Below are 13,001 nucleotides of genomic sequence, written 5' to 3'. Positions count from 1 at the left end.
CGATTCTTGAGAAGCAACGCCTTGCCTTAGCGCAAGTAGAATCATAGCCAAAATTTTTTCCAGCACACTGAAAGGAGAATCTACGAATAATTCGTAGGTGTGCCACCTTAAACTACCCTTAACCTAAAATAAGATTACTTATTCTAGTTTAATCACAATTTAACCCTTGGCGGGAAACATTTTTCCCGTGTTGGGTAAGGATGTTTCTCCGCTTTTTTACTACTTAGGAGAAACATTATGTCTACTCAAAACGCACAACCAAAATATTTCAATCTTCATACTTCTGGCATTGGTTATTTAAGCGATATTCGCGAAATCAAGCCGAAAAAAGGAGATGCATTTTGGGCTTGTCGAATTGCTGCTCTTACAGGTTCTTCCGATTCTCCGGAATATCGTTTTTTTGATATGAACGTATCCGGTGAAGAAACTGTAAATTTAATCAAACGCTGTCAAGAAGCTGTTGAAGCTAAGAAAAAAGTCTTGGTTTCCTTTGTAATGAGTGATTTGTGGTATGACACATTCACTTATTCAAAAGATAGCGAATATCACAAAAAAGGTGATACTGGCGTGTCGATTAAAGGACGACTCTATCGTATTAACTTTATTAAAGTTGATGGTGAGTTGAAATATCAAGCAAAACGCCAAGATGAGCAAGGGAATGACTAACCTATAAACTGATGAAAGCCAACAACAAAATTTGTTGGCTTTTTCTTTACCCTGAAGGGGAAACTCCCCTTATGGGTGGTTTCTCCTTTTTTATTTCTATTTGAGGAGAAACCTATGAATACTTACGCTAAATTTTGCCCTAATGTTTTTGTTGCTAAATGTCCGGATGCTCACCAAAAAGGTGACGTTATCATCTTAACCAGTAAATACGGTAAAGAGACTGAAGTGGAGATTCATAATCTCGTAAAAACCTCTGAGGATGCGTATTTTTATTCCTTCACCCGGTGTGATGGAGTGAATAGTCAAGTTCGTGCAGAACAAAAAGCTGAGCGTTATCAAAACGCAGCTAATAATGCATTAAAACGCAGTGAACAATATTGTGAAGCTGCTAATGAAGGCCGTGAATTTCTTAGCTTGGGAGAACCAATTAAAATTGGTCATCATAGCGAAAAACGCCATAGAGCCTTGATTGAACGTAATGCAAGACGCATGGATAAGTCTATTGAAGAAATGCGTAAAGCAGAAAGTTATGACGGTAAAATCGCTTATTGGGAACAGATGGCAGGGAAAATTGATTTATCCATGCCGGAAAGTCTTGAGTTCTTCAAGTTTGAATTGGAAAAAGCCAAAGAAAAACACCAAGAGCTTAAAGATAAACCTGAATTGCGAACACATGCTTTTTCTCTCACTTATGCTAAAAAAGCAGTCAATGAGCTTGAGAAAAAAGTAAAATTAGCCGAATTACTTTGGGCGTAAATTTAACTTTTGAAAACATAAATTGGAGAAATATATGTTTTACTATGTAAATAGTGGATTAGAGCTAATTACTTTAACAACGCAAGAGTTTATAAGTGAGTTTCTAGGAAAGGCAACTACCCCTAAAGGGATTGAGCCAAATCATTTCTATGATCCTCAAACCAAGCTAGTTTATGCATGGTACTCTGGCAAATGTGTAGCAACTTCTGAGTACCAATATACACCTCAAGAAGCAGAAGCTTTACTTGTTGAATTGGCATTGGAAAATGCTAGTAATAATGGGGATGGATCAATTATGTTCCAACCTTCGCCAACAAAAGAAGCACTAATTGCTGATATGAGTAATTATTTGGAATATTGTATAGATGATGAATCTGAGCACGATTTAGAATTTGCAGCAAAAATTAAACAGATTATCGACAGTTTAAAAACTTCTGATTAATAACATTAACTTTAATGTGCGATAAGCATTCTTTTCGCACCTTACCCATAGGGGATATATCCCTTATGGGCGATATTCCCTATTTTAGAAGGAATATCGAATGTTTAAATTAAACGAGCAACAACAAGCTATTTTAGAACAGGCACAGGTTATTTTAACTAAAGTGATGGAAGAAAAGCCCTTTTACCAAGGTGCACAGGAATTTACTGAGCCATCAATAGCTAAACTCTATTTTCAAACCATTATAGGTAATGAGGAAAGAGAAAATTTCGTGGTACTTTTCTTGGATAGAATCCACAGATTGATTAAATCTGAGGTGATGTTTCAAGGATCTGTTTCAGAAACTTCTGTGTCAATTCGGGAGATTATTCGACAAGCATTAAAGCTAAATGCATCAGCAATTATCATTGGGCACAATCATCCAACTGGAAATGTTGAGCCTAGTGATGCTGATAAATATATAACCAAGAGATTAAAGGAAGCTTGTGAATTAATGGATATTAAATTACTTGATCACTTTATCGTTTCTGGTTCAGCATCTTTTTGCTTTACTGATAATCATCTTATTTAGCTAACAACCTTTCACCCATTGGGGGATAACACCCTCAATGGCAGTGTTATCCCCTTTACTTTTTACATTTTAAAAATTTAGGAGAAACACTTATGTGTAAGGAAAATCGTATTTTAGAACTTGGAAAAATCTTCGTCTCTCGTCGTATCTTAGCGGAATTAACTACCGAAAAGATCAATGAGGTCATCTCGTGGCATCAAAATGGCTGCATTATCATGCTGGGGAATAAAGATTGGATTGAAAAACCGCCACATCCGCTTTCAGAAATTGTTATGAATTTCTATCAAGCAGATAATGGTAAAGACACCATTCAACTCTCTACTTCAGTAGATGATGACGGGAATCGAACAACTAAGATTTCTTTTTCTGATGAAAGTGAAGATGAGCAAAGAGGACACTTTGATTGGGATATATATCAATCAAAAAGAACACCACTTAAGTTAGGGGATGTTTCGTGTACTATCTGCGCTAAACAGTTATTGGGAATGCCAACCATTCATCGCTTAATTGAAAAACAATTAGGTTATGATTGGGGTGCTACCTGCGTTGAAGATTGGATTGAAAACGATCATGCCGTAGAGAAGGATAAACGCATTGTGAGCCAGCATTTTATTGATGGCGAAAGTGTTTTTGTCATCACTGAAGCAGATCGTAGTTCTACAACGATTATGCTCGGATATGAATATTAATCTATTTACCTTGAAAGCCTATCTACTTTATGTAGATAGGCTTTTCCTTTTTAGGATATGATAAATAAAACTCTTTTTAACAGTATAACGATGCCTTATTTAACTTCTTCACAAACTGAATGCCTAAAATGGTTAGCTCTTATCACGATGATTATCGATCACATTGGTGTGGCTTTTTCAAATGCTTACCCAGCCCTATCCTGGTGTCGGGTGATAGGTCGATTTTCCTACGTGGCGTTTGGATTTATCATCGCGCTTAATTTATCTCGAGATAAAGTAAACTTTAAAAGTTATTTCACTTGGATGATAGCAACCGCATTTTTATCTGAAATCAGTTTTACGCTTTTCGAGCCTAATTATGACCGTTTAAATGTCCTATTTCAGTTTTTGTCTGTAATCGGGGTAATATGGGTATATAAAAACCGTCAAGACTTAAATAGCTGGGTCATGTTTTTTGGATTGGGCTTTTTTATTATTCTTTCCGCACTCTCTGATTATGGTTTACCTGGGCTTTTATATTGCATTGGTTGTTACCTATTCTTGCAAACAAAAGATACTCAATTTCGTCTTATTACGATGCTAACCTGTGTATTGCTCGCACTTTTCGTCAATCACAGTTTTATTGATAATTTCGGGGAAACTATTGTTGAAACAATCAGTGTTGTTACTGTTGTGGTCGGTACAATGATATTTATTCTTCACCCTAAAGGCCTTCGTCAATGTAATATCTCAATCTCTCGAATGCCTAAGCTTTTCTTTTATCTTTTTTACCCGGTGCACTTAACAATTATTATTGGCATTAAATATATTTTTCTCAGCTAATTTTTCTATCTTTACTTCAAGAAGAATAAATTATTCAAATTCAGGTGAGAGTTATCCATATTAAGGCATTATTTAAATACCTTAATTGGAGCCTCATCATGAAAAAATTTCTATTAACCACTTTTGCATTGGTTGTGCTTTCAGGTTGTGCACATAAACAACAAACAGCCGATGAGCAACAAGCACTAGAAAATCCAAATATTCAACAAGGTCAGCATCAAGTTTTACAACCGGAAGATCGAATTGTTCGTCCGGATATTTACACAGACTATCAGCCTGAACGTACAGAAGTGTTACGTGAAGGTCGATACACTTTAATTAATTTCTCTCCAGAAGAAGGTCAAAAATACCTTCTAGACCAAAGTGTCACTGTCAACATGTTAGGTAAAAAGAAACGAGCCTTAACGGCAACCGTTGAGCAGGGATTACGCACGACGTTAAAAGATACAGGCCTTTCACTTTGCCATGGCTTTGGTCAGAATGAACCAACACTTTCTACGCTTTATTCCCGTCCATTACCAAAAGTACATTATCAATTTGGCCCGATGGCTTTACGTGATGCCCTTCAAATGTTAGCAGGGCCGGCTTATGAAATTACTATCAATGACGTTTCTCGTACCGTTTGTTTTAAATTACGCCCAGCTGTACCGGAACGTGCTACAGGGGAAAAGCCGAAAGTAGAAACCACAACAACGACAACAACCACAACAGAAATCATCGAGGAATAAGCAATGAATCATGTTAAAAAAATATCCTATGTGGCGATGATATTAGGGATGTTTTCTACTGCTGTATTTGCTGATGTCACAGCAGCGAATACGCTGGCTACTCAATCCTTAAACCAGCAAAACTTGGTGACAAATAAATTAAATCAACAAGAGTTATTAGCTAAGTCTCAGGAGTGGGGTTTAACTGAGCAAGAATGGCAACGCTACCAAGAGCTTAATCAAGGTGCTCGTGGTATATGGTCGCCAGGTCTTGACCCTTTAACCTCGCTTGGTGTGGAGTCTCGAAATGAGCAGGAAAGAGAGCGTTATGCTCGACTACTGGCAAAAAAAATGCACGACCGCATGGAGCGAGAGCTGCAGTTCCAACGCACTTATGATCGCGTATTTGCTGAAATGTATCCAAATGAGCAACCATTTAAGGTTGAACCTCATATTTCAGAGCGGTTTGGACGGGTGATTTATTTTACTCGCCTAGAAAATTGTGACAAATGTGAAGCGAATGCTGATCGTGTACTGCAATATGTGAATGATAAAACGCCTATAGATATTTATTTTGTTGGCGTGAAGAATAATGAGCAAATCTATAATTGGGCGAAAAAACATAATATCGACCCAAATAAAGTGAATAGAAAATTAATTACCCTTAATCATGATAATGGAGCCTGGTTACAGTATGCAGATGGCAAAATGCCTGCTGCATTCCAAATTCAACAGGATGGGCAATGGCAACAAATCGTCTATTAAAAATCGTATTTAGCTTAATCGGTCTTGGCGTTGCGACTCACTCCGTTGCATTTAATGGCTTTGGAACTGATATTGATGGCTATATTAAAGATGCATCTAATCGCTACCAGGTCGATGAAGCGATGCTACGTGGGTTAGTAAAAATTGAAGATGGGTGGTATGGAAATGTTTCCCCAACCGGGGCAACCGGTGTGGGGCAATTTACCCGGGGCACCTGGAATTGGCTTGCAACAACTGATGAGGGGCGAGCCTTAGGCATGACTCAAATCACTCGTTACAATCGTGATACACCTTTCGACCCTCGAAAAAACAATCAACTTAACACTCTAGCAACCGCACTTTTAGCTAGATGGCATATTAATCAGTTTTTTGAGCGAGGGATAAAACCGTCACATGAAAATTTATATCTTGCTCACAATATTGGTATAGATGGGTTACATCGAGCGCTACAAGGTAGAGCAACTCGTGAGGATATTCTTAACATGAAACGCAATGGAATGAAAAAAGGAATGTCGGTGCAAGGCTTTCTTGTTTATCAAAGTGAGCGTTTTAATGTCAGTAAACAAATAGCTAACTTCCAGCGCCCTTCAGTATCACCACGTTATCAAATTGAGAACAAACCATTACCAGCCAATTTACATTGGGTTTCTCCAACAGAAACCGCTATGCGTTGGGTTGAGCCAGCGTCAAATCAAACAAATCAACAAGCTATTCGTTGGCAAAATCCAACCAATTAATACGAGAACAGAATTATGCAGTATAAATCCTTTTTCCTCTCTTTGGTCTGCTTAGGAGCAGTAGTTCAGGCGCAAGCTGAATTAAAAGTTATTGGTGATTTTGGCGGAGAAAGTGCAGTCCGTTTTTATGAAGCATTACAACCGGATGAATCGATGGTTCAAACCTACCCTAATAGCGTTCCTTCAACATTGACTGAAGCGGATATTTTACCTGTTATCTCACATAGAATGACACCGGGCCAAATACAACCAGTCAGAATGAATCTTCCTGGAATGTTGCCTATTTTTCTTATTGGAACAGATAACTTATCTAAAAATTGGCTACACGCTAATTATAATTACCTTAAAAAAATTGGTGCAATGGGACTTGTGGTAAGTGTTAAAACAACAAACGAATTAAGCGAGTTACGCCAATTAGCACCTGATTTAACCTTAATGCCAACGCCAGGGGATGACTTAGCTTCAAGATTGAATCTTGCTCACTACCCTGCTTTATTGACTTCAGAAGGATTGTCGCAATGAGTCAAAAACACGTTTTAGAAGGTTTACTTAGACCGCCTGTTGAATTTTTTCCAGCTGCCGTCCATGGTACTTGTGCTTTTGTTTGTTGCGGTGCGCCTTGGTCGCTCGCATTAAATCCTCTTATTGGATATGGATTAGGGGCCGCTTTCGCAGGTATGGGGGTTATGCGTTTTCGTCAAGGCATGGAAATTGTACGCTATCACCGAAATTTACGCAGACTCCCTCACTATGCTTTGACCAGTCGTCAAATTCCAGTAAGTAAAAAAGCCTTGTTCTTAGGACGAGGCTTTGAATGGGAGCCAAAGCATACGCAACGTCTTTATGACTGTTTCTCTGCAAATGGGCAAATTTATTGGAAAAATGGGAAGTGGTTTAAAGCCGCTCGTGATTATGAAAAAGTGCATGATAATTGGTTATCTAGACTCACTTCAATGGACTCTCCATTAAATCCAGTCAGACCGCTACCGCCAGTTGGCGGCATTCCGGTGATGCATGGTGTGGAGCCGAATGAACGCGATATTATGCTTCCGTTAGGCGACCGTGGCGGTCATACCTTAGTATTTGGTACAACTGGCGTAGGGAAAACGCGTTTTGCTGAAGTGCTTGTTACACAAGATATACATCGAGGTAAAACACCTGAAGAGCGTGAAGTGGTTGTCTTTTTCGATCCGAAAGGCGACCCGGACATGTTAAAACGAATGTATGCCGAAGCGAAACGTGCGGGGCGTGAAAATGAATTTTATGTATTCCATTTAGGACATCCTGAAATATCTGCTCGTTATAACCCCGTTGGTCGCTTTGGTCGAATTTCTGAAGTGGCAGGACGTATTTCCGGGCAATTAAGTGGAGCTGGAAATAGTGCAGCATTTAAAGAGTTTGCGTGGCGTTTTGTGAATATTGTCTCCCGTGCATTGGTTGAAATGGGAAAACGCCCGGACTATGTGCAAATCTCGCGTTTTGTACAAAATATTGATGCACTTTTCTTAGACTACGCAAAACTTCATTTCGATGCCGTCGATAAGAAAATATGGCCAACGTTGGCTTCAGTTGCGGCTAACTTAGATGTAAAAAATTTACCGTTCTCGATGAAAGATAGACCGCTTATTGCTGTTATTAACCAATATATTTTAGAGAATAAAATTTTTGACCCAGTACTTGAAGGATTATCAAGTGCGGTACGTTACGACAAAACCTATTTTGATAAAATTGTGGCATCGCTTTTACCGTTACTTGAAAAACTCACTACAGGTAAAACTGCAGAGCTTCTCTCGCCTGATTACACTGATATTCATGATGAGCGCCCTATCTTTGATTGGGAATCTATTATTCGTAAAAGAGGGATTGTTTACGTTGGTTTAGACGCGCTATCTGATGCGACTGTCGCTGCAGCTGTGGGTAATAGTATGTTTGCTGATTTGGTATCAATGGCTGGTCATATTTATAAATTTGGCGTAGATGAGGGGTTGCCAGATGCATTTAAAACTAAAAGCAAACCGCCTAAAATCAACCTTCATTGCGATGAGTTTAATGAATTAATGGGGGATGAATTCATTCCACTGATCAATAAAGGTCGTGGTGCGGGAATGCAGGTAACAGCCTATACTCAAACACTTTCAGATATTGAAGCTCGTATTGGAAGTAAAGCGAAAACGGGACAAACAACAGGTAACTTCAATACACTTTTAATGTTCCGGGTAAAAGAGCCGGCCACTGCAGAGTTTTTAACGCGTCAGCTCAACGATGTCACAATTTATCAAAGCATGGTGACATCAAGTACGACAGATAACAGCAATCCGGATGATGGCAAGGCGTTTACGTCTAATACTGGTGAACGTATTTCTGAAAAAATGGTGCCAATGCTATCGCCAGCACATATTACAAATTTACCAAAAGGACAGGCATTTGCTCTTCTTGAAGGGAGTACGCTTTATAAATTAAGAATGCCTTTACCTGCGGTTGATAAAGATGATGTGATGCCGGAATCACTTCAAGAATTGACGGCTTATATGCGCAAAAACTACCATATTTCTCCAAATTGGTGGCAATCTGCATTTTCTGATTATGCGCCAAGTCAAGATATAGCAACCGCTTTTCAGTCAATGTCATTAAATCGTGCACCTTCACACGCAGGAGAAGAAATGCTTTTCGGGGATGTTGAAGCTCCAGTTGCTGAAGATATGGAAGATGAAGATATTGATCAGAATGATGATACAGATGAGGATGATTTTGATGACACAGATAATTAATCAGCCGGATATGAACTTGCTTGATATTCCGGATATGAGCGTAGATTTCAATTCAGTCACTAGCTGTTCTTGTGGGCTGGAAAACGCTGATGAATTACTTAATTACTTTTTACCTTATTTGGAAGATTGGAATAATCAGCGTTATACCACACATGAATTTGCGAAAAAGTATGCAAATAAAGGCATCTCACTTTGGACGGCTAATGATGTAAAAAAATCTGAAAATGGCATCCAGGCAATTCAAATTTTTTTAGACGGTGAAGTAAAAGGTTATCTTTTCTTTCACTGTAAATTATCTCCAGCGGGAACATTACAGTAATGGCAGAACAACAAGTCAAAAAAAAGAAAAAGGGTCTTTTTTACTACATTAATGCGGTATTAGCCGCCTTATTGGGTTCCCTGATTTTGAGCATTATTCTTGAATGGTTAGGTATTGCATTTTTATGGCCTGAAGAAGGTCATTTACACAGTCAAAAAATGATGCTAACTGAGCTTGGATGGCTTTCTGATAGTCTAACGAGAGGTCTTTTCTATCATTCTCCAAAAGAGCTGGCTGAAGGTCTTATTTTGTCATTACATGAATGGCTTTTTGTGAAAACAGGTGTAAAAGATTGGTTAGCCAACCCTCGTGAGCATAGTGGCGTAGGTTTGTGGGTGTATCATTATGGGCGAGCTTATATTGAGTCAGTGATTTATGTTTTTATCACCTTTGTTATTCGACTTGTAGTGATTGTTTTTACGTCCCCACTCTTTTTGTTAGCCGCATTTGCGGGCTTTACTGAAGGATTAATGATGCGTGACCGTCGTAAATTTGGTGCGGGCAGAGAGTCTAGTTTTCTTTATCATCATGCACGTCGATTAATTGGCCCGATTATGTTGTCGGCATGGGTATTGTATCTTTCTATCCCAATTTCTATTTACCCGAATATAATTTTGGTGCCAGCTGCATTTCTATTTGGACTATCCATCTGTGTAACGGCAGCGAGCTTTAAAAAATACCTTTAATATTCCTCTATGTTGTCATTATGGGTGCTTATTTTTCCAAGAATAAGCGCCCTTTTTTATCACTAAAAACTGTTTTGAATTTAAAAAGAGTTTCTCATTAAATTTCCCTCTCTTCTTTGGCACTCTTTGCTTGGAATCTGTTTCAAGTAAGGAGTTCTCCGTGACTAAAAATATTTTCAGTTTATCTCTAGCAATAGGGTTATTGTTTGGCGCTATAAGTGCTCAAGCAACAGAGCAAGAGCATTTAGCGCAAGCAATTAAACAGTTGGATGCAGCAAAACTCTCATTACAGCGAGCAGCTGCAAGTGCAAAGGTTTCTGCGAAAAGTCGAGAATATTTTGATTACGCTTCAGCGCATCAAGATATTACTACTGTGCAGGCAGGGATTAAACAATATATTAACCCTTCCCGGGCTATTCCTAGAAATCCTAAAGCTATTCGTAACTTAAAAGAAGATTATCTTAATCTTCGGAGTCAATAGGACATGAGTAACGCTAATTTCCCTTCTGTTTCACCGTTAGACAGCTTTTATGCTGTAAGTGGTTTAGATCCGCTAAAACTGAAAATCATGTTGGCCATTATTTTGATTGCCGTATTACTACTTGCGTATATGTGGTCAACTAATCATGGCTACAAAGGCATGGTGAATGATGGTGACATTTGGTCATTCTTTAAACTGATTCTATGGGGCGCAGCATTAATTATATGTGTTGTCAGCTTTTTTATTTAATAAACCATAAGGACATCTCATGAAGTTGATTAAATCCTTCTTTCAGAATGTTTCAAGTCGTTTTCTTGCGGTAGTAACTTTACTTTGGTTATCCGTTGAAAATGCATTTGCTACAGGCGGTGGTAATGGTATCAATGCCTCTAAAATCCCTGATTTTAAAATCCCAGGCGTAGATAGCAATACCAAAGACCCGATGGAAATTATCTATCTTGTTGCTAAATCATTGGCAACCCTGTTTGCAATTTTATTTGCAGCATGGTCAATCATGACAGTGGTTAAAGCATTAATTAAAACCTATAACGCAGCGACTGACGAAAATGACAAAAAAGGATGGGGCCCATTTATTATCGCTCTTATTCTTGGTTTCATTTTAATTTTCTTCAGCCTCTGGTTGGTGAAATTGGCTATCGGTCTGTTTTAATTATCTCTGTGAGGTCAAGATGTCAAGTGATAAAGAGCAAACGATCCCCTTTCTTCCTACTCGATTAAATCGTGAATCGAGTGTGTATGGCGGGTTATCTGTAAGTGAATTTATGTTGGCTGCAGCAATGGGATTTATCTTAGGTGCAGTGCTTGGCCTCCTTTGTTGTTTTGCCTTAGGCTTTGATTTTTGGTTGTTAATTCCGTCTCTCGCCATGTTGTTTTGCATTCTTTCTGTGGTGATTGGCAAAGTGATTATTGCGCGCCTTAAACGAGGTAAGCCGGAAGCCTACTTGAATCGAATGATTGAGGTTAAATTAGATGGAATATTAGGGGGGAATCGCTTTATCTCCCGTCAAGGCACTTGGTCTATTCGCCGAGTTAAAAAATAAGAGAGTTTATTATGAAAGACTTAAAAGGGATTGTTCATCAAAAAAATCGCGAAATCATGACCGGGCGAATTGCTATCGGTGCATTGCTTGTGATTTGTTTGGTGCTATGTGCCATTATTTTTACCGCGCCAAGTCGGTTAATGATTTATAACCCACCGGATTTACGTGCGGGAAGTCAACGCCCTTGGTGGGAAGTGCCAAAATCAACCGTTTATGCCTTTGCTTATCAAACCTTCCAGCAGTTAAACCGCTGGATGGAGAATGGCGAGGAAGAATACAAATTAAATATTGAAAGAAATAAAGCCTTTATTACGCCAAGTTGCCAAGAATTTTTGAAGAAAGACTACTATGACCGTTTATCTAACGGTGAATTACGGGAACGTGCACGTGGTGTTTATGAAATTGTGGGACGTGGATTTAAAGATAATAGTGTGATTGTTCATAGCCCCGATAGCTGGACGGTTAATCTTGATTTAAGTGTAGATGAGTATTTCAAAGATGAACCAGTAAAACGTGTTTTAACCCGCTTCCCGGTCAATATCGTGCGCATGGAAACAGATTTACAGAACAATCCTTGGGGATTGGGATTTAACTGCTACAGCTCAATTCCATTACGTTTAGAAGCAAAAGAATTTAGAGAAGGGGATAACCAATAATGAAAAAACTCACTTTGTTACTGAGCGCGGCTTTTATCTTTTCACCAATGACGGCATCTGCCGATGTGTTAATGAAATGGGCGCGCAAACCGTTACCTATTGACTTACAAATCGAAAAAGAACGTATTCTATTCGTAGATAAAAATGTAAAAGTAGGTTATCCACCTGAATTAGATAGCAAGCTTCGCATTCAATCAACTGGCGGTGCGGTTTATTTAAAAGCAACTGCAGATTTCCCAAAAACACGCTTACAGCTTATGGATGTTGCAACCGGAGAAATAATCTTACTTGATGTGCAAGCGAAGCATTCTGTTGCCAATGCAAGTGAGCCAATTCGTTTTGTTTATGAAAATAAAGTTGAAAAACAAACAACTGCTTATGGCCAAGATGCAAATGCATATAACGAACCAATACCAAATGCGCGTCCGGCACTCCCCGCTCCAGCTGCATTAACACGTTATGCCGCACAAATGTTTTATGCGCCTTTACGTTCAGTTGAGCCTTTGGAAGGTGTGCGCCAAGTTTCACATCGCCTTCCTACACCGCTTAAAACGCTCTTACCTGCATTGCCTGTGCGAGCTACTCCATTACTCAGCTGGCAACTTGATGGATATGTTGTCACTGCGATTCGCTTGCAAAACCAGGGGCAATCTCGCATTGATTTAGATCCTCGAGAGCTTCAAGGTCGATTCTATGCAGCAACATTTCAGCATAATTGGCTTGGGGGGCATGGTACACCTGAAGATACCACAACGTTATATCTTGTGACAGAAGGTTCACCTAATCATTCTGTTATCCCTCAGTCAAATTCATATAAACCGAAAAAATTGAAAAAAGTCACCACAACAGTGACAACTCAAACGAAATAAGGAGAG

Annotated in this window: 19 protein-coding genes; all 19 read left to right on the top strand. The window is 39.0% G+C overall.

The features are described 5' to 3' along the window. Positions 1 to 237: 237 nt before the first annotated feature. Positions 238 to 666 carry an STY4534 family ICE replication protein gene (locus HMPREF3263_RS07495; RefSeq protein WP_011271832.1) on the top strand — a complete coding sequence of 143 codons (429 nt, stop codon included), beginning with the start codon at positions 238 to 240 and terminating at the stop codon, positions 664 to 666. Between the two features lie 114 nt (positions 667 to 780). After that, positions 781 to 1,422, top strand: a complete 642-nt coding sequence (locus HMPREF3263_RS07490) for a DUF3560 domain-containing protein (protein WP_011271833.1) — start codon at positions 781 to 783, stop codon at positions 1,420 to 1,422. Between the two features lie 34 nt (positions 1,423 to 1,456). Continuing rightward, the gene (locus HMPREF3263_RS07485; protein ID WP_011271834.1) at positions 1,457 to 1,864 is read left to right on the top strand and encodes a hypothetical protein; all 408 of its coding nucleotides are present in this window, start codon (positions 1,457 to 1,459) and stop codon (positions 1,862 to 1,864) included. A gap of 100 nt (positions 1,865 to 1,964) precedes the next feature. Continuing rightward, positions 1,965 to 2,435, top strand: a complete 471-nt coding sequence (gene radC, locus HMPREF3263_RS07480; RefSeq protein ID WP_011271835.1) for a RadC family protein — start codon at positions 1,965 to 1,967, stop codon at positions 2,433 to 2,435. A gap of 92 nt (positions 2,436 to 2,527) precedes the next feature. After that, the gene (locus HMPREF3263_RS07475) at positions 2,528 to 3,124 is read left to right on the top strand and encodes a hypothetical protein (RefSeq protein ID WP_011271836.1); all 597 of its coding nucleotides are present in this window, start codon (positions 2,528 to 2,530) and stop codon (positions 3,122 to 3,124) included. A 90-nt stretch (positions 3,125 to 3,214) separates the two neighbouring features. Beyond that, positions 3,215 to 3,946: a TraX family protein gene (locus tag HMPREF3263_RS07470; RefSeq protein ID WP_020910031.1), complete on the top strand. Its 732-nt coding sequence runs from the start codon at positions 3,215 to 3,217 to the stop codon at positions 3,944 to 3,946. Between the two features lie 98 nt (positions 3,947 to 4,044). Next, positions 4,045 to 4,674, top strand: a complete 630-nt coding sequence (locus tag HMPREF3263_RS07465; RefSeq protein ID WP_011271838.1) for a PFGI-1 class ICE element type IV pilus protein PilL2 — start codon at positions 4,045 to 4,047, stop codon at positions 4,672 to 4,674. Between the two features lie 3 nt (positions 4,675 to 4,677). Beyond that, the gene (locus HMPREF3263_RS07460; RefSeq protein ID WP_012564936.1) at positions 4,678 to 5,418 is read left to right on the top strand and encodes a TIGR03759 family integrating conjugative element protein; all 741 of its coding nucleotides are present in this window, start codon (positions 4,678 to 4,680) and stop codon (positions 5,416 to 5,418) included. Next, complete coding sequence (locus HMPREF3263_RS07455) at positions 5,397 to 6,155, top strand: transglycosylase SLT domain-containing protein (protein WP_011271840.1); 759 nt, start codon at positions 5,397 to 5,399, stop codon at positions 6,153 to 6,155. Before HMPREF3263_RS07460 ends, HMPREF3263_RS07455 begins: the two co-directional genes overlap by 22 nt. Before the next feature lie 15 nt (positions 6,156 to 6,170). Further along, the gene (locus tag HMPREF3263_RS07450; RefSeq protein ID WP_070853141.1) at positions 6,171 to 6,677 is read left to right on the top strand and encodes an integrating conjugative element protein; all 507 of its coding nucleotides are present in this window, start codon (positions 6,171 to 6,173) and stop codon (positions 6,675 to 6,677) included. After that, entirely contained in the window at positions 6,674 to 8,923 is a 2,250-nt protein-coding gene (gene traD, locus HMPREF3263_RS07445) for a type IV conjugative transfer system coupling protein TraD (RefSeq protein WP_047922048.1), read from the top strand. Before HMPREF3263_RS07450 ends, traD begins: the two co-directional genes overlap by 4 nt. Next, a complete protein-coding gene (locus tag HMPREF3263_RS07440) occupies positions 8,907 to 9,242 on the top strand; it encodes a hypothetical protein (RefSeq protein WP_005687581.1) in 336 nt (111 codons plus the stop codon). The genes traD and HMPREF3263_RS07440 overlap by 17 nt, the downstream gene beginning before the upstream one ends. After that, positions 9,242 to 9,928: a TIGR03747 family integrating conjugative element membrane protein gene (locus HMPREF3263_RS07435; protein ID WP_005687582.1), complete on the top strand. Its 687-nt coding sequence runs from the start codon at positions 9,242 to 9,244 to the stop codon at positions 9,926 to 9,928. Before HMPREF3263_RS07440 ends, HMPREF3263_RS07435 begins: the two co-directional genes overlap by 1 nt. Before the next feature lie 160 nt (positions 9,929 to 10,088). After that, entirely contained in the window at positions 10,089 to 10,409 is a 321-nt protein-coding gene (locus HMPREF3263_RS07430) for an integrative conjugative element protein, RAQPRD family (RefSeq protein WP_053007201.1), read from the top strand. Positions 10,410 to 10,412: 3 nt separating this feature from the next. Continuing rightward, positions 10,413 to 10,658 (top strand): DUF3262 family protein, encoded by a 246-nt coding sequence (locus HMPREF3263_RS07425; RefSeq protein ID WP_005750915.1) that lies wholly within the window; start codon positions 10,413 to 10,415, stop codon positions 10,656 to 10,658. 19 nt (positions 10,659 to 10,677) lie between these two features. Then, positions 10,678 to 11,079 carry a DUF2976 domain-containing protein gene (locus tag HMPREF3263_RS07420; protein WP_005653541.1) on the top strand — a complete coding sequence of 134 codons (402 nt, stop codon included), beginning with the start codon at positions 10,678 to 10,680 and terminating at the stop codon, positions 11,077 to 11,079. A gap of 19 nt (positions 11,080 to 11,098) precedes the next feature. Continuing rightward, a complete protein-coding gene (locus tag HMPREF3263_RS07415) occupies positions 11,099 to 11,470 on the top strand; it encodes a TIGR03750 family conjugal transfer protein (protein WP_011271844.1) in 372 nt (123 codons plus the stop codon). A gap of 11 nt (positions 11,471 to 11,481) precedes the next feature. Beyond that, positions 11,482 to 12,126, top strand: coding sequence for a PFL_4703 family integrating conjugative element protein (locus tag HMPREF3263_RS07410; RefSeq protein WP_047922049.1), 645 nt, complete (start codon positions 11,482 to 11,484; stop codon positions 12,124 to 12,126). Then, positions 12,126 to 12,995 (top strand): TIGR03749 family integrating conjugative element protein, encoded by an 870-nt coding sequence (locus HMPREF3263_RS07405; protein ID WP_049370064.1) that lies wholly within the window; start codon positions 12,126 to 12,128, stop codon positions 12,993 to 12,995. The genes HMPREF3263_RS07410 and HMPREF3263_RS07405 overlap by 1 nt, the downstream gene beginning before the upstream one ends. The last annotated feature ends 6 nt before the right edge of the window (positions 12,996 to 13,001 follow it).

The organism is Haemophilus sp. HMSC61B11 (assembly GCF_001838615.1).
Classification (GTDB): domain Bacteria; phylum Pseudomonadota; class Gammaproteobacteria; order Enterobacterales; family Pasteurellaceae; genus Haemophilus_D; species Haemophilus_D parainfluenzae_AD.
This window is presented reverse-complemented; position numbering and strand designations above follow the sequence as displayed.